This is a genomic window from Nocardia sp. CDC159 (assembly GCF_023740735.1).
In the GTDB taxonomy this organism is placed as follows: domain Bacteria; phylum Actinomycetota; class Actinomycetes; order Mycobacteriales; family Mycobacteriaceae; genus Nocardia; species Nocardia pulmonis.
Genome location: NZ_JAMRXH010000011.1, coordinates 21462 through 39363, shown reverse-complemented (window position 1 = coordinate 39363; position 17902 = coordinate 21462). Strand labels below are relative to the sequence as shown.

The 17902-nt window shown below is 68.2% G+C and carries 10 protein-coding genes; 8 read left to right on the top strand and 2 right to left on the bottom strand.

Features of this window, described 5'->3' with window-relative positions; translation table 11 throughout:
- The first annotated feature begins 10 nt into the window (after positions 1 to 10).
- The 8 genes from NDR87_RS23180 (at position 11) to NDR87_RS23145 (ending at position 13665) form a co-directional block, all read left to right on the top strand.
- Positions 11 to 1759: an alpha/beta hydrolase-fold protein gene (locus tag NDR87_RS23180; protein WP_251915295.1), complete on the top strand. Its 1749-nt coding sequence runs from the start codon at positions 11 to 13 to the stop codon at positions 1757 to 1759.
- A gap of 145 nt (positions 1760 to 1904) precedes the next feature.
- On the top strand, positions 1905 to 2396 hold the full coding sequence (locus NDR87_RS23175) for a DUF732 domain-containing protein (protein WP_251915293.1): 492 nt from the start codon (positions 1905 to 1907) through the stop codon (positions 2394 to 2396).
- Entirely contained in the window at positions 2393 to 3391 is a 999-nt protein-coding gene (locus NDR87_RS23170) for a cutinase family protein (RefSeq protein ID WP_251915290.1), read from the top strand. Before NDR87_RS23175 ends, NDR87_RS23170 begins: the two co-directional genes overlap by 4 nt.
- Positions 3392 to 3521: 130 nt before the next feature.
- Positions 3522 to 4535, top strand: coding sequence for an LLM class F420-dependent oxidoreductase (locus tag NDR87_RS23165; RefSeq protein ID WP_251915288.1), 1014 nt, complete (start codon positions 3522 to 3524; stop codon positions 4533 to 4535).
- 226 nt (positions 4536 to 4761) lie between these two features.
- Positions 4762 to 6687, top strand: coding sequence for a long-chain-fatty-acid--AMP ligase FadD32 (gene fadD32 / locus NDR87_RS23160; protein ID WP_251915285.1), 1926 nt, complete (start codon positions 4762 to 4764; stop codon positions 6685 to 6687).
- 66 nt (positions 6688 to 6753) lie between these two features.
- Positions 6754 to 11868 (top strand): polyketide synthase Pks13, encoded by a 5115-nt coding sequence (gene pks13 / locus NDR87_RS23155; protein WP_286013955.1) that lies wholly within the window; start codon positions 6754 to 6756, stop codon positions 11866 to 11868.
- Entirely contained in the window at positions 11865 to 13409 is a 1545-nt protein-coding gene (locus tag NDR87_RS23150) for an acyl-CoA carboxylase subunit beta (RefSeq protein ID WP_251915282.1), read from the top strand. The genes pks13 and NDR87_RS23150 overlap by 4 nt, the downstream gene beginning before the upstream one ends.
- A 55-nt stretch (positions 13410 to 13464) precedes the next feature.
- On the top strand, positions 13465 to 13665 hold the full coding sequence (locus NDR87_RS23145) for a DUF5988 family protein (RefSeq protein ID WP_251915280.1): 201 nt from the start codon (positions 13465 to 13467) through the stop codon (positions 13663 to 13665).
- A gap of 10 nt (positions 13666 to 13675) precedes the next feature.
- On the opposite strand, the gene NDR87_RS23140 is transcribed toward NDR87_RS23145, so the two are convergent.
- Positions 13676 to 14434 carry an alpha/beta fold hydrolase gene (locus NDR87_RS23140; RefSeq protein WP_251915278.1) on the bottom strand — a complete coding sequence of 253 codons (759 nt, stop codon included), beginning with the start codon at positions 14432 to 14434 and terminating at the stop codon, positions 13676 to 13678.
- Between the two features lie 108 nt (positions 14435 to 14542).
- Positions 14543 to 17854: an arabinosyltransferase domain-containing protein gene (locus tag NDR87_RS23135; RefSeq protein WP_372494270.1), complete on the bottom strand. Its 3312-nt coding sequence runs from the start codon at positions 17852 to 17854 to the stop codon at positions 14543 to 14545.
- Positions 17855 to 17902: the final 48 nt, after the last annotated feature.

Sequence of the window (17902 nt, the reverse complement as noted above, 5' to 3'; positions counted from 1 at the left end):
CCCCGGACCGGTGCCCGCTCCGGCGGCGCCCGCTCCGGCCGCGGTCTCCGGCGCGACCGTGCAGAAGGTGGTGTGGCTGACCGATCGTCGCGTCGCGGTCTGGGTCAACTCGCCGAGTATGGCCGCCCCCGTACAGGTGCAGCTGCTGCTGGCGCGGGACTGGAACACCCGGCCCGAGGCCCGTTTCCCGGTGCTGTTCATGCTCGACGGCCTGCGGGCTCAGGACGATGAGAGCGGCTGGACCAAGGACGCCGGCGCGGCCGAGTTCTACGCCGACAAGGGCGTGACCGTGGTGCTGCCGATCGGCGGCCAGTCCAGCTTCTATTCCGACTGGTTACAGCCGAACAACGGCAAGACCTACAAGTGGGAGACCTTCCTCACCAAGGAGCTGCCCCCGCTGCTGGAAAACCAGTGGCGCGCCACGAACAACCGTGGCGTCGCGGGACTTTCGATGGGTGGCACCGCGGCGATGTTCCTGGCCGGGCGTAATCCGGGCTGGGTGCGGTACGCGGCCTCCTATTCGGGCGTTCTCACCACCACGACCCTCGGGATGCCGCAGGCCATCATGTACGCCATGCGCGACGCGGGCGGCTTCGACGCCAATGCCATGTGGGGCCCGCCGACCAGTCCGGAATGGGCGGCGCACGATCCGTACGCACTGGCCGACAAGCTGAAGGACCTGAGCCTGTACGTCTCCGCGGGCAGCGGCAGTACGGGCACCTTCGACCATCCGTCGGACATCCCCGGCATCAGCACCAATTACGCGGGCATGGGCCTGGAGATACTGTCCCGGCTGACCAGTCAGAACTTCGTCGACAAGCTGAACAAGCTGGCCATCCCGGTGACGGTGAACTTCCGCCCGTCCGGCACGCACTCCTGGCCGTACTGGGATTTCGAGATGCGCCAGTCCTGGCCGCAGGCCGCCGCGGCGCTCGGCGTCGAGGCGCAGGCGCCGGAATGTCAGGCGGGCGGCGCGATCGGCCTGGTGGCGCAGGTCAATCCGTGGCTGGGCGGCTGTGTGACCGGTGAATACCAGGTCCCCGGCGGGATCGCGCAGGACTTCCGGGGCGGCCGGGTGCTCTGGTCGGCGGCGACCGGTGCGCATCCGGTCGGCGGCATGGTCGGCGGCAGCTACACCGGCGCGCTGGGTCCGGCCGGGCCGCTGGGACTGCCGACCGACGTCGAGCGGCCGCTGCCGGACGGGCGCGGGCGCTATCAGACCTTCCAAAACGGCTCGATCTACTTCACCCCCCAGACCGGTGCGCACGCACTGCGCGGCGCGATCCTCGCCGAATGGGCCCGCCAGGGCTACGAGCGCGGGCCCGCGGGTTATCCGACCGGGCCGGAGGAGCGCACGCCGCAGCGCGACGGCGTGGTTCAGGGCTTCGAGAACGGGCCGATGTACTTCAGCCCCAGGACCGGCGCGCATCGCGTACAGGGCTTCATCCTGGGCAAGTACGCGCAGCTGGGCTTCGAGAACAGCCCGCTCGGCTTTCCGGTCGCCGACGAGTTGCCGACCCGCGACGCGGGCCGCTATTCGCAATTCGAGGGCGGCAATATCTATTGGAGTCCGCTGTCGGGCGCCTGGGCCGTGCGCACCGGCGCGATCATGGACGAGTGGGGACGCCAGGGGTATGAGAACGGCAGGCTGGGCTTTCCGGTCAGCGACGAATTCCCGGTGCCCGGCGGCAGCCAGCAGAACTTCCAGACCGGTTTCATCGTGATCCGCGGCGGCAGGCCGGAGGTACACGGCATGTGAAGCTCCACCTTGAGAAGTACATGAGGTTTCCGGTGGCCACACCCCGAGACCCGGGGCAGCCGTTAGCCTGGACGGCGACCGCTGACCCTTGTGAACAGATCGAGGAAACGAATACATGCTTCGGACCCGTGGAAAGGTGACCGGCGTGCTTGTGGCATTCGCGGCCACCGGTTTGCTCGCCGCCTGCGGCAACAACGATTCGACGGCGTCGAACACGCCCACGCTGAAGACCTCGACCACCACCGCGGCGGCGAGCCCGACCCCGACCTCGCCGAAGTACACCCCGGTGGAGCCCCCCGCGGAGGCGCCCACCACCCTGATCACGCCCGAGGAGCGGCCGCAGCCCGCACCCCAGTCGCCCGGTCCCGCCAACACCGCCCCGGTGAGCGGTAAGGATCAGGCCTTCCTGGACGAGCTGCACAAGCGCGGCGTGTCGCCGTCCAGCCCGGATATCGCGCTGACCGCCGCCAACTACGTGTGCCAGGGCAAGGCGAGCGGCGCCTCCGATCAGGAGATCGCGACCTACGTCAACGCCATGGCCGGTTCCGATCCGGCGTTCGACGCGTCCAAGATGTCGGTCGAGCAGGCCGGCAAGATCTACATCGACGTCGCCACGACGACCTACTGCAACAAGTGATTCGGCGACAGGCGGGATATCCGGGCGGTGCGGGCGGTCGCCGGCGCCGCCCCGGCTGTCTGCTGTTCCTGGCGATCGTCGCGGCGATCGTCGTGCTGGTGATCCTGCTGTGGTATCTGCTGGCGGGGCTGCTGAATCTGCCCGGGCCGAAGCCGCCCAAGCCGGGTCCGAAGGAACCCACCTCGCAGCCGGCCGACTGCCCGGATGTGCTGCTGCTGTCGATCCCGGGAACCTGGGAGTCCCGCAGCGACGACGATCCGTACAACCCGAGCGCCAATCCGAACTCGCTGATGCTCGGTGTCACCAATCCGGTGCGCCAGCAGTTCCCGGAGAACCGGGTGGAGGTCTACACCGTCCCGTACGTCGCGCAGTTCTCCAATCCGATCGCGCTGCCGCCGGACGGCCAGCAGTCCTACAACAACAGTCGTTCCGAGGGCACCCGCAAGGCGACCGACAAGCTGGCCGCGACGCGCGAGCACTGTCCGCTGACCACCTATGTCATCGCGGGCTTCTCGCAGGGCGCGGTGATCGCGGGCGATATCGCCGCCCAGATCGGCGCGGGCAAGGGCCCGGTGCCCGCCGACAAGGTGCTCGGCGTGACCGTGATCGCCGACGGGCGCCGCGACGGCGGTCCGGGACAGCCCGTCCAGATCGGCGGTGCCCCACCGGGAGTCGGCGCCGAGGTGGCGTTGCGCGGGCTGAGCGTGCCCGGAATCACCATGACCGGTCCGCGCCCGGGCGGCTTCGGCGCGCTCGCCGATCGCACGTACACCATCTGTGCGCCTGGTGATCTCATCTGCGACGCCCCGCCCAAGGCGCTCAACCCGGTCAACATCCTGCCCAGCCTGACCACCCTCGTCCGCGCGGTCGGCAATCCGGTGCACGCGCTCTACGCCTCGTACAAGGTCGACGAGAACGGCACCACGGCCACCACCTGGACCGCGAATTGGGCCATCGGACTGATAGACAAGGCCCCGCGCCCACCCCACTCCTGACCCCCGGCAGAAGAGAACCTCCCGGTTTCTTCCACAGGCTGTAAAGTGCTGCGATGATCGCGACGCCGGAGCCGGTTTCCCGGACCGCCCGGCGTCGCAGCGATTTCCGCACGGCCAGGAGCAGGAGTTCATGACAGAAGCCGCCGCACCAGCGCTATCGGCGCTGGGCACGCCGCTGCGGCGCTTCCGTTTCGCCGCGGCGGGGGAGGGCAGCCAGCAGGAGGGCTGCGCGCGCAAGTTCGTGAAGCTCGCCCAGCAGGCGGAGCAGTACGGCTACGACACCTTCGCGGTGCCGGATCATCTGGGCCCGCAGATCGGCCCGATCGCCGCACTCGGCGCGCTGGCCGTGGCGACCGAGCGCATCCGGCTCGCAACCTCCGTGCTGGCCAACGGCTTTCGCCACCCGGTGGTGCTGGCCAAGGACGCGGCCACCATCGATGTGCTGTCCCGGGGGCGGCTGGAGCTGGGCGTCGGTGCGGGCTGGATCAAGGGCGAATTCGAGGCGGCCGGAATTCCCTACGAGTCGCCTGGTGTGCGGCTCGAGCGGCTCGACGAGGCGCTGACCATCCTGGATGTGCTGTTGCGCGGCCAGGAGTGCCACTTCGAGGGCAAGCACTACCGGGTGCGCGGCATCAAGGGGACGCCGCGCCCGCGGCAGGGTCCGCGCCCGCCGCTGGCCACCGGGGGCGGCGGTCCGCGGATGCTGCGCCTGGCGGCCAAACACGCCGACATCATTTCCGTGGTTCCGCGGACGACCCGCGAGGGCAAGGGTCTGCTGTCCGGAATCACCCTCGCCAAGACCATCGAGAAAGTGCATCTGATCAAGGAGGCGGCCGGTGATCGTTTCGCCGACATCGAGCTGAACTGGGCCATCACCGCGATACTCGTCACCGACGATCGCGAGCGGACCGCGGAGATGGCGTTGAACGCGATCGAGAAGGGTTTGCACCCCGATCTCGAGGTCGACGTCCAACTGACCGTCGAGGACATTCTGACGTCGCCGTATGTGGCGATCGGCACATTCGAGGAGATCGCCGAGCAGATCCGTAACGTGCGAGCTTCGACCTCGATGTCCTATGTCGGAGTGTTTCCGACCCAGATGGACGCGTTCGCGCCGGTGATCCCGTTGCTGCGGGAGGAATAGGGCCACTAGGACGTGTTCGCCGCGCTCCGGAGACTGCTTCGGGGCCTGCTCTGTAACATGTCTCTGGTTTGAGTACATCTAGCCGATAGGCGGTCACCGCGCAGACCGCCGATAAAGCTGCAGGCATGCTCTGGCACCACAGAGCGCCCGCGGGCGATAGCGAGTCGGGGCCTCACAGGTAACAGCGGCCATGTCGCCGTGCTGCGTGTGCCTCGGAGGAGAAGGAATGACGGACGAGACTTTCGACGACTACCTGGACGAAACCGGGAACATCAGCATTCCCGAGGGACGGACCCTGGTCGATTACGTCGAGAAGCACACTCGCAACGACGCGAACACCCTTGCGTACCGCTACATCGATTACTCCCGGGAGCGCGACGGTGAGTACCAGGACCTGACCTGGCGGGAATTCGGCATTCGGCTGCGCGCGGTGGCCGCTCGACTGCAGCAGGTGACCAAGCCCGGCGACCGGGTGGCGATTCTCGCGCCGCAGGGTCTGGATTACGTGGTCTCCTTCTTCGCCGCCATCTACGCCGGGACGATCGCGGTGCCGCTGTTCGACCCGGACGAGCCGGGCCACACCGACCGCCTGCACGCGGTCCTCGGCGACTGCACCCCCTCGGCCATTCTCACGGCGAGCTCCTCCGCCGCGGGTGTGCGCCAGTTCTTCCGCCCGCTCCCGGCCGCGCAGCGCCCGCGCATCATCGCCGTCGACGCCGTGCCCGACACTCTGGGTGATGCCTGGGTGCGTCCGGAAATCACCGTCGACGACATCGCCTACCTGCAGTACACCTCCGGCTCGACGCGCACCCCCGCCGGTGTGGAGATCACCCACCGCGCGGTCGGCACCAACCTGCTGCAGATGGTGAACGCCATCAACCTGGACTGGAATTCGCGCGGTGTCACCTGGCTGCCGCTGTTCCACGATATGGGCCTGCTGTGCGTGATCCTGCCCGCGATCGGCGGCAAGTACATCACCATCATGTCGCCGAGCGCCTTCGTGCGCCGCCCGAGCCGGTGGATCAAGGAGCTGGCCGCGGTCTCCGACGGCGCCGGAACCTTCGCCGCGGCACCGAATTTCGCCTTCGAGCACGCCGCCGCGCGCGGTCTGCCGAAGAACGGCGAATCGCTGGACCTGTCCAATGTCATCGGCCTGATCAACGGCTCGGAGCCGGTGACCACCTCGTCGATGAAGAAGTTCAACGACGCGTTCGCGCCCTACGGCCTGCCCAAGACGGCCATCAAGCCGTGCTACGGCATGGCCGAGGCGACGCTGTTCGTCTCGGCGACCCGGCACGAGGACGAGGCCAAGGTCATCTACGTCGACCGCAACGAGCTCAACGCCGGTCGCATCGTCAAGGTCGAACAGGGCACCCCTAACTCCATCGCCCAGGTCAGCTGCGGCTATGTCGCGCTGTCGCAGTGGGCCGCGATCGTCGATCCCGACACGATCGACCACCCCGAGGGCGCCCAGGAGCTGCCCGAGGGCCGGGTCGGCGAGATCTGGCTGCACGGCAACAACATCGGCCAGGGCTACTGGGGTCGCGACGAGGAGACCCGCAAGACCTTCAAGAACCTGCTGAACCGGCGCCTGCCCGAGGGCAGCAAGGCCGAGGGTACCCCCGCCGACGCCATCTGGATGCGCACCGGCGATTACGGCGTCTACGTCGACGGCGAGCTCTACATCACCGGCCGGGTGAAGGATCTGGTGATCGTCGACGGCCGCAACCACTATCCGCAGGATCTCGAGTACTCGGCGCAGGAGGCCAGCAAGCTGCTGCGCCCCGGCTTCGTCGCGGCCTTCTCGGTCCCGGCCAATCAGCTACCCGCCGAGGTGTTCGCCCACGACAGCCATTCGGGTCTGACCTTCGATCCGGACGACGCCTCCGAGCAGTTGGTGATCGTGGCCGAGCGCGGGCCCGGCGCGCACAAGGCCGATCCCGGCCCGATCGCCGACGCGGTGCGCGCGGCGCTGTCGCAGCGGCACGGCGTGACCGCGCGCGACGTGCTGCTGGTCCCGGCCGGCTCGATTCCGCGCACCTCCAGCGGCAAGATCGCCCGCCGCGCCTGCAAGGCCGAATATCTGGAAGGCACGCTGCGCGGTGGTCGTCATCAGCAGCAGGCCTTCCCCGACGCACCCGACGAAGAGTGAGCACAGGGGACACTGGCTGTCAATACCCGCCGCTCAACCCCCGCACCCAGGTAGCTTGAGGAATTGATGGCTGACAACGAGGGCACCCAGACGACCGAGACCGCCGACGCTGTCGAGGCGGTCACCGACAAACCGGGCACCGACATGTCCGTGGCCGAACTGCGTGAGTGGCTGCGCCGCTGGGTCGCCGAGGCGACCGGCCAGCCGATCGAACAGATCACCGTGGACCGGCCGATGGAGGAATTCGGTCTGGCCTCGCGCGATGCCATCGCCCTCGGTGGCGACATCGAGGAACTCACCGGCGTGATGCTGAACGCGACGATCGTGTACCAGCACCCGACCATCGCCTCGCTGGCGGAGCGAATCATCAACGGGGAGCCCGAGGTTGCGGAGGAGGCGGCGGACGACGCCTTCTATACGGCCGGGTTCACGCCGGACGAGGCGCACGATATCGCCATCGTCGGGTTGTCCACGCGGCTGCCCGGGGCGGGGGATACTCCGGAGAGCACCTGGGAATTCCTGATCAATCGGGGAGACGGAATCAGCGAGCTCCCCGAGGGACGCTGGTCGGAGTTCACCTCGGACCCGCGCGTCGCCGAGATCGTGGAGAAGTCCAAGACTTTCGGCGGCTACCTCTCCCAGGATGTGATCAAGAACTTCGATGCCGAGTTCTTCGCCATCTCGCCGCTCGAGGTGGAGCGGATGGATCCGCAGCAGCGCCTGGCGCTGGAGCTGACCTGGGAAGCCCTGGAGCACGCGCGGATTCCCGCGAATGAGCTCAAGGGCGAGGCGGTGGGTGTGTTCATCGGCTCCTCGACCAACGACTTCATGTTCGTTACCGCCGCCGGGTTGGGCGAGGCCGATCCGAGCGCCCCCGCCTCCGCCGCCGCTTACGGGCTGACCGGCACCAACACCTCGATCATCGCTGGTCGGGTTTCCTACTTCTACGACTTCCGCGGCCCCTCGGTCGCTCTCGACACCGCCTGCTCCTCGACGCTGGTCGCCGTGCACCAGGCGGTGCGTGCACTGCGTAGCGGCGAGGCGGATCTCGCTCTGGCTGGCGGTGTGAACATGCTGCTGGCCCCGTTCGGTTCGCTCGGCTTCGACTCGATCGGCATGATTGCCGAGAACGGCCGGATCAAGGCTTTCTCGTCCGACGCCGACGGTATCGCCCGCTCGGAGGGCGGCGGCCTGGTCGTGCTCAAGCGCCTGGCCGACGCCGAGCGTGACGGCGATCGAATCCTGGCGGTGATCAAGGGCTCGGCGGTCAACTCCGACGGTCGTTCCAATGGCCTGCCCGCGCCGAATCCCGACGCGCAGGCCGAGGTCCTCCGGCGCGCCTACCGCGATGCCGGAATCGTCCCCTCCACGGTCGATTACATCGAGGCGCACGGTACCGGGACCCTGCTCGGCGACCCCATCGAGGCCGATGCGCTCGGTCGGGTAGTCGGCCGAGGCCGGGATGCCGACAAGCCCGCACTGCTTGGCTCGGCCAAGACGAACTTCGGCCATCTCGAGTCCGGCGCAGGCGCGGCCAGCCTGGCCAAGGTGATCATGTCGTTGCAACACGACGTTATCCCGCCGAATATCAACTTCGCCGGTCCGAACCCGTACATCGCCTGGGATCAGGCGCATCTGAAGGTCGTCGACGCACCCACCGAATTCCCGCGCTACAGCGGCAGGGCGACCATCGGCATTTCCGGTTTCGGCTTCGGCGGCACCAACGCCCACATCGTGATCCAGGAATACGTTCCGACCCCGGTCGAGACGGAGCTTCCGGAAACCGCTACGGCGGCAAGCGATCTGGACGACGAGACCACCGATGTGGTCGCCGATGCCGAGGCCATCGTCGAGGCGGCGGAGCCGGTGGCGGAGTGGACCGAGGCGCGCACCGAGCCGCTGCCGGTGATCCTGGCCGTCTCCGGCTATCTGCCCTCGCGCCGCCGGCGCGCCGCCGCCGATCTGGCCGACTGGCTGGAATCCGAAGCGGGACAGGCGACTCCGCTCGCCGATGTGGCGCGGTCGCTGGCCAAGCGCAATCACGGTCGTTCCCGCGGTGTCGTGCTGGCCACGACACACGAGGAGGCGATCACCGGCCTGCGTGCCATTGCCGAGGGCAAGCCCGGCCAGGGCGTCTTCACCGCCGATGCCCCCGCCGCGCGCGGCCCGATGTGGGTGTTCGGCGGCTTCGGCTCGCACCACCGCAAGATGGGCAAGCAGCTCTACCTGGAGAATTCGATCTTCGCCCGCGCCGTCGACGAGGTCGACGAGCTGGTGCAGGACGAGGCCGGATACTCGGTCAAGGAGATGATCCTCGACGACGCCCAGGACTGGGATGTGGGCACCTCGCAGGTCGGCGTGTTCACCATTCAGGTCGGCCTGGCCGCGCTGCTGCGTGCGCACGGTGCGGAACCCGAAGGGGTGGTGGGGCATTCGCAGGGTGAGGCCGCCGGATCCTATGTTTCGGGCGGGTTGAACCTCGAGGACGCCGTCCGGGTCATCTGCGCACGTTCGCGTCTGATGGGCGAGGGCGAGCAGATGATCACCGACGATGAGGTCCGCAATATGGCGCTGGTCGAATACAGCGCCGAGGACATCGAGAAGGTGATCGCGGACTATCCGAGCCTGGAGGTCGCGGTGTACGCCGCGCCGACCAATACCGTGATAGGCGGCCTGCCGGACGAGGTGCAGGCGGTCGTGGCGCGCGCGGAGTCGGAGGGCAAGTTCGCCCGCGTCCTGCAGACCCGCGGCGCGGGCCACACCTCCCAGATGGATCCGCTGCTGGGCGAATTGGCCGCCGAGCTCGCGGGCATCGAGCCGAGCAAGCCGAAGGTCGATCTGTATTCGACCGTGCGCAGGTCCCAGGTGTTCCGCGCCGGTTCGGAGCCGGTACACGACGTCGACTACTGGGTGGCGAATATGCGCCAGCCGGTGTGCTTCAGCTACGCCATTCAGGCCGCGGTCGACAACGGCATCACCACCTACCTGGAGATCGCGCCGCATTCGGTGGCGCTGATGCAGGTGCTGGGCACCACCTTCGCGGCGGGCGTGCACAACGCCGCGCTGATTCCGACGCTCAAGCGCAAGGAAGACGACTCCGCCAACATCATCTCCGCACTGGCCCAGCTGTACGTGCAGGGCCATCCGGTGAACCTGTCGTCGCTGCTGCCCGCCGGTGACTACGCCGATATTCCGCGCACCGCGTTCCTGCGCAAGGAGTACTGGCCCAAGGTCAACATCTCTGCCGGATCCGGTGTCGGCCGGGTGCCGGGCTCGCATGTGGCGCTGCCCGACGGCCGCCACGCGTGGGAAGTGTCGGCGACCGCTGCCACCGATCTGGCCGCGTTGGTGAATGCAGCGGCGGCCCAGGTGCTTTCGGATGTCTCGCTCGGTGCGTCCATCGCGCATGCGCCGGTACCCGCCGCCGGGACGCTGACCACCACGCTCACCCCGCATCCGGGTGGCGCGTCGGTGCAGGTGCATGTGAAGGAGGGCAATGCCTTCCGGCTGCTGTTCGACGCGGTCGTGACCTCCGGCGCTCCGCTGCCGGAAACCGCGGTGGCACAGCCGGTTCCGGCCGCGCAGCCCGCCGCCGAGGAATCGGCCGAGGTCGCGGTCGCCGAGAGCTTCGGCGAGCGCTGGGATCCCAACGGCAGCCAGACCGTGGAGGAGCGCCTGTCGCTGATCGTCGCCGAGTCCATGGGCTATGCCGTGGAGGATCTGCCCATGGAGATCCCGCTCATGGAGCTGGGCCTGGACTCGCTGATGGCCATGCGCATCAAGAACCGGGTCGAGTACGAATTCGACATCCCGCAGTTGCAGGTCTCCGCCGTGCGCGACGCCAGCCTGCACGAGGTCGCCAAGGTGCTGCGCTACGCGATCGAGCACCGCGACCAGATCCGCGAGATGGCGGAGAAGCAGGCGGCCGAGGGCGGTTCGCTGACCGTCGACGAGAACTTCATCGCCGCGGCGCGGGCGGCCGTGGAGAAGGGGGAGGATCCGGCGGCCGCGGTGCGGGCGCAGGTCGCCGAGAAGGCCGAGCCGCAGGCCGCTGTGGCCGAAACCACTGCCGCCGAGCCCGATTCGGCGGCGGGCGAGGACAATGTGCCGCCGCGTGATGCCGCCGAGCGGCTCACCTACGGCACCTGGGCCATGGTGACCGGGAAGTCGGCGGGCGGCATCTTCAATACGCTGCCGATTCTGGACGATGCCACCGCGAAGAAGTTGGCGGAGCGGCTGTCCGAGCGCGTCGAGGCCGAGATCGATGTGGAGGAAGTACGCGAGTGCGAGACCATCGAGCAGCTGTCGGACATCGTGCGTCGGCATCAGCACGACGCGCGCGCGATCGATGGCTTCGTGCGTCCGCTGCGGCCGCGGGCGGAGGGCTCGGATGCGGTGCCGGTGCTGGTCTTCCACCCGGCCGGTGGTGACACGCTGGTCTACGATCCGCTGCTGAAGCGCCTGCCCGCAGATACCCCGATGTACGGCTTCGAGCGGGTCGAGGGCTCGATCGAAGAGCGTGCGCGGCAGTACCTCCCGGAAATCCGCAAGATTCAGCCCGAGGGGCCGTATGTGCTGTACGGCTGGTCGCTGGGCGCGGTGCTCGCGCTGCAGGTCGGCCAGTTGCTGCGCGCGGAGGGCGCGGATGTGCGCCTGATCGGTCTGCTCGATCTGGCCATTCCGGTGGAGCCGGAGGACAACAGCCCCGAGGAGCGGATCGCTCGCATCACGCGATACCAGGACTTCGCGAAGAAGACCTTCAATCTTCCAGCCGAGCTCGATCGTGAGCAATTGGAGGAGCTGGCTGCGGCGAGCGACGAGGAGCAGCTGCAGATCGTCATGGAGCTGGTGAAGTTCTCCGGCGCGAAGATTCCGGGCGGAGTCCTCGAACACCAGCGGACCTCGTGGATCGAGCAGCGCGAGCTGGCGAAGGTGCGGCCGTCGCGCTACGAAGGCGATGTGGTGCTCTACCTCGCCGACCGTTACCACGACGGCGCGATCGAACTCGAACCCCGCTACGCCAACCGCCGCCCCAACGGCGGCTGGGACGAGTACATCCCCAACCTGGAAGTCATCCACATCCCCGGTGACCACCTCCAGATCGTCGACGAGCCACGCATCGCCACGATCGGTGCCGACCTCACTCGGAAGCTTGCCGAGATCGCGAAGGGAGCGAAGTGAGCACGACCGCCGAAAAGCTTGCCGACCTGCGGAAGAAGTTAGAACTAGCGCAGGAGCCGGCGGGTGAAGCGGGGGTGGCCAAGCGGGCCCGCAAGGGTATTCCGTCGGCCCGCGAACGGATCAACATGCTGTTGGATCCCGGTACCTTCGTGGAAATCGGTGCGCTCGTGCGCAATCCGGGCGACAAGAACGCGCTCTACGGGGATGGCGTCGTGGCCGGGCACGGCCTGGTCGACGGCCGCCCGGTCGCGGTGTTCTCGCACGATCAGACCGTCTACGGCGGTTCGGTCGGTGAGATGTTCGGGCGCAAGGTGGCCGCGGTCATGGACTTCGCGGCCAAGGTCGGCTGCCCGGTGGTCGGCATCAACGACTCCGGCGGCGCGCGGGTGCAGGAGGCGGTGACCTCGCTGGCCTGGTACGCCGAGATGGGCCGTCGCCAGGAGCCGCTGTCGGGGCTGGTGCCGCAGATCTCGATGATCCTGGGCAGCTGCGCGGGCGGCGCGGTGTACGCCCCGATCAATACCGACGTCGTGGTCGCCACCGAGGCGGCGTACATGTTCGTCACCGGCCCCAAGGTGATCCGCGAGGTCACCGGCGAGGACGTCTCGCTGGAGGAACTCGGCGGCGCGCAGAACCAGGCCGAGTACGGCAATATCCACCACGTCGCCAAGGATGAGCAGGCCGCCTTCGAATGGGTGCGGCAGTACCTGAGCTATCTGCCGTCCAGCTGCCAGGAGCTGCCGCCGATCGTGAATCCGGGCCTGGAACCGGAGATCACCGACAGCGATCTGGAACTCAACTCGCTGGTGCCGGACTCCGACAACGCGGCCTACGACATGCACGACGTGCTGCTGCGGATCTTCGACGACGGCGACTTCCACGAGATCGGCGCGACGGCGGGGCAGAACATCATCACCGGCTTCGCCCGGGTCGACGGCCGCAGCGTGGGCGTGGTCGCCAATCAGCCGATGGTGTACGCGGGTGCGCTCGACGCGCGGGCCTCCGACAAGGCCGCGCACTTCGTGCGGATGTGCGACGCGTTCGAGATCCCGCTGGTGTTCGTCGTGGACACGCCCGGCTTCCTGCCGGGCGTGGAACAGGAGAAGATCGGCGTCATCAAGCGCGGCGGCCGCTTCCTGTTCTCCTTCGTCGAGGCGACGGTGCCCAAGGTGACCGTGGTGATCCGCAAGTCCTACGGTGGCGGCTACGCGGTGATGGGCTCCAAACAGCTCGGCGCGGACGTCAACCTGGCCTGGCCGACCGCCCGGATCGCGGTCATGGGCGCGGAGAGCGCGGTCAGCGTGGTCGGCCGCAAGCAGATCGAGGCGGCCCCGGAGGAGCAGCGCGCCGCGATCCGCCAGCAGATGATCGACTTCTACAACACCACCGTGGCCACCCCGTGGATCGCGGCCGAACGCGGCTACATCGACGCGGTCATCGAACCGGCCACCACCCGGCTGGAGATCCGCAAGGCCCTGCAGCTGCTGCGCGACAAGCAGGTCTACCGGAACCCGCGCAAACATCACCTGCTTCCTCTGTAGCGTGTCTTTCCCGGAATCGGTCGGTCGATCCGTCCCGGTATGAGAGCCTTCAGCTATGGGTAGCTCACCGAAGGCCGTACTAGAGGGCGGGCCAGCCGACCTGCCGCAACGGATCGTGCCGATCACGCCGCCGGGAATCGAACTGCGCGTGCAGTTCAACGGCGGCTACGAGCGCTTCAAGGTGACCCCGCGCTGGCAGGAGACGCCCGAGGGCAGCCTCCCCGTCTACGAATGGTGCGAGCGGATCGAGCGCTGAGCCCCGAAACTCACCGCGCCCGGCGGACGGGTACCCGGGTCGGCACCGGGTCGGAGGTCAGGAAGTCGATGATCGTGCCGTAGACCTGGTTCGGCTTCTCGAACAACAGGGTGTGCGAGGTGCCCGGCACGATGGCCAGCTCCGAATCGGGAATGCCGCGATAGAGCTCGACGGTGTGCTCGAGGGTCATCATGTCGTCGTCGGCCGCCAGCACCAGCGTCCGCGCCGAGATGCCCGCCAGCTCAGCAGCGCTGAGTTCCGGCTGGGTGGTGGCCATTTCGAGACCCTTGCGGAACACCACGGGGAAGTGCGCCTCGCCGTCCGGCGACACCGCGCCGTAGTTCGGCGCGAAGTGCGCGATCACCTCGTCGCCGAAGTCGAGCGTGCCCGGGATCAGGCCGTCGTGATGGAAGTTGCCGCTCACCGACACCAGCTTGCGCACCAGATCGGGCCGCCGCAGCGCCGCCAGCAGCGCGGTATTGGCGCCGTCGCTGTAGCCGACCAGGTGCGCCGGGCCCCCGACCACCTGCTCGAGGAAGGCGATGGTCTCCTCGGCCATGGCCGCGTAGCTGAACGGCGCAGCGGTGTCGGCCGTGCGGCCATGCCCGCGCCGGTCCACCGTGAACACCCGGAAATGCTTGGTGAACAGGGGGATCGCCGCTTCGAACGTGCGCGAGTCGGTGAACCCGCCGTGCAGCAGGACCAGCGGCTCACCCTCGCCCTGCACGTCGTACCACGTCTCCACCGCACCCAGCCGCACATAACTCATGATCACCATCCTGCCGCAGCCACCTCGTAGACCGAGTGTGAGCCTAGGCATGTGGAGAACAGCGCGGGCGGCGCAAACCCGTTGCGCCGCCCGCGGTGTGCGACTCGATCAGGACACCCGCATCTGCCCCGGTGACCAGAATCCGGAGCGCGTGGTCGTGCCGGTCTCGATCCGCGCGGGCGTCGCATCGGTGTAGTAGCGGTCGTAGCGCTCCAGCGAACCCCAGTCTCGCGCCCAGTTGTCCTTCAGATAGGTCGGCACGGTCGTGGCGCCCGCGAGCATATTCGCCCAACCGAGCGGGCCGCCGAACTCCTGGGCCTGCCAGGTGTCGGTGGAGCTGGCCGCCAGTGGCCGATCGGGCTTGATGCGGTAGTTGGGCATGGTCGCCACGCCGTCGCGATGCAGGAACGGCTGCTGGCACGGGAACTGCAGGCCCACCGCCCAGTCCTCCAGCACCTGCTGGCGCGAACCGATGAAGGTGTTGAGCGACACCAGCTTCGGCACCCGCGGCGGGGTGAAGGCCAGCCACTGATCGCCGATCAGCACATTGCGGTTGGCGACGATGCGCACCGCGTCGGCATCGGGCGCGATCTCCGACAGCGGCACCCGCAGGTTGCGCCACGAGGGCGACGGGCCGATATCGCGCGGCACGTATTTGCCCTGCACGGCCACGCTGCCGTCGGCCTGCCGCTTACCGTATTCCAGCTGCAGATCCTGGCCGTACTGCAGCGCGCCGGTCTGATCGAAGGACAGGATGCGACCGGCGGCCGTGATGACCACCAGCGGTGCGTCATCCGACCGCGCCGGCAGCTCGTACCAGCTGGAGATCAGATGCGCGGGCTGCTGCATGCCCTTCTGATAGCTGCCCATGATCGGGGTGGTCTTGGGATCCAGCCCGTAGGGCAGGGCCACCGTGCTGCCGTTGACACCGGGCTCGGCGATGCGACCGCCTTCGGTGCCCGCGTTCTGGCCCTCGGCGAAATTGGCGCCCACCGACTGGTTGGAGGTGTTGCCGGTGCCCGGCTTCACCTCGACCGAATCGGCCTTCAGATCGTCCGGCACGCCGTTGGGATCGAAGCCGGTCGGATCGACGCCGCCGAGCGGATCTGCGGTCGGCGGATTGGCCGGATCGATGATCGGATTCAACCGGCCCGCATTCGGATCCGACTCCACCAGAACATCGTTCGCGAGACCGCACGAACTGCCGCGCACCGCATCGAGATTCGAGCGGGCCAGCGAATACGCCGGATACTGCGTCACCGCGCCCTTCACCAGCGACAGCACCTCGAACGCCACCATCAGCGCCGCCACCACGGTCAGCGGGATGGCCGCGAAGCGGCGAATCCGCCTGCCGCGCGCGGTCTTCGGGCTAGCGGGTGGTTTGGTGTAGTCCTCGCGCAGTGTCTGCCAGCCGACCAGCGCCAGCGCCAGGCCGAACAGGATCAGCACCAGGGTGTTGGACTGATTGCCGTGCAGCGAGACGGTCTTGTCGAACCACGGCACGCCGAAGCTGGACACGTACCAGTAGCCGTTGATGCCCGAGAAGGTCAGCGCCAGCATGAACAGCAGCGCGGCCAGGAAGACGGTGCGGTTCTTGCGCGACCGCAGCGCCGTCGCCGACACCGCCACCGCGGTGACCGCCGCCAGCGAACCCGCGATGCCCGCATAGGCGCCGAAGTGGTGGGTCCACTTCGTCGGGTTGAACATCATGAAGAAGATCGTCCCGAACACCACGCCGATCAGCCGCCAGGTCGGACCGGTCGAGATGCCCGGCACCCGACGGCGGCGCAGCAGCACCAGCGCGGTGGTGACCAGGCACAGGATCATCACCAGGAAGGCGAACCGGCGCGACAGCGAACCGTCGACGGTCTGCACGAACAGGTAGTAGTAGCGCAGATAGTCCTCGTACCAGGCCAGATTCGGTCCGGTCACCTTGCGGACGCGGTCGGCCTCCTGGATGGCGGCGAAGGTCTGATCGCTGTAGACGACCGTGAGCACCAGGAATCCGGCCGCCGCGATCGGCGCCAGCAGCGGTAGCGAGGAGCCCCACAGGGTCGAGAAGAAGCCCGTTTCGGCGCGCGCCGCGGCTTCGCGATGGCGTCGCACCACGATCCGCACCAGCGGCCGGATACCGGCCAGCAGCGCCGCCACACACATCAATCCGGTCGGTGCCGCGGCCAGGGTGAACGCCGCGACCAGTACCGCGACCCCCGCGGGCAGCAGCCGTCCGGTGGCGATGGCCCGCTCGATCGAGACCCAGGTCAGCAGCGCGCCCAGCGCGACGATCGGCTCCGAGCGCAGGCCGTTGTCATAGGGCAGCCAGAAGGCCAGGAACACCAGGCCGCCGGTCCACAGCGCCACCTTCGAGGTGCGCACGCCGCGCCCGAGCCGCGGCACCACCTCGCGGCTGATCACCATCCAGCACAGAATTCCGCAGGCCAGTGCCGGAATGCGGACCCACGGACTGGCCGTGGAGACCTGCGCGAAGGCCTGGATCACGTAGTAGTACCAGCCGAACGGCGCCTCCGGCACGCCGTACCAGCGGAAGTAGTTGGCCAGATAGCCCGCGTGCGGTGCGACCCGAACCATGGACAGGATGTAGCCGTCGTCGGAGGTGTTGGCGCCGACGAAATGCCACAGCCCCAGCGTGCCGATGATCGCGCCGTCGGCCCAGGTCGGCTTCAGCCAGTTCGCGGGCAGGATGCGCCGGTGCCCGCGGCCGTCGCTGGTGTCCAGGCGGGCCAGGGCGCCCAGCGCGAGCAGGGTGCACAACACCGCCGCGATCATGGCGGTCAGTTTGATCCAGGTCGGCGTCGAGGTGAAGCGGGTGTCGACGGTCATGTGGAACGACAGCCCGGCCGGTGCGGGACCCTTCAGATCGGAGAAGATGCCAACCACCTGCGGCCGCAGATCGCCGTTCAGGGTGCCCTTGATCCCCGTGCCGACGAATTCGGCGGTGGTGCGGTGGATATCGGAGGAGATGGTGATCGCCGAGCAGCCGTCCAGCTGCGACCGCTTTGCCGACGCCACGATGGCATTGCGGTCCATCACATCCACCGAGTCGGGGGTGACCCGCACGAACATCCCCTCGAGGGCGGCCCATTCGCCCTGCTGCGGCGCGGTGTTGAGAATGATCCCCTGCGGCACCTGGGCGACCAGCGCACACGGAATGCTCGCGTCCAGATCCACCGGAACCTGCGACATCAGCGGCGCCTCGACATTGCCGATGGTCCCGTCCTGCGGCCAGTTCACCTCGGCCGTCGTCTGCTGCACCGGCAGGAACGGCGTGGCAATGGCGAACACCGCCCCCAGCAACCCCGCGACCAGCGCGATCCAGCGGGCGGTACGGAAATCACGGGGCGTCGCGGCGGCGGGCGCGGGCCTCGGCTCGGTCAAGACAGCAGTTGCGGCGTCGGGCACGGTTGCAGATGTTAGCTGTGTTGGTCTGGCCTCCGCTTCGCTCCGGCG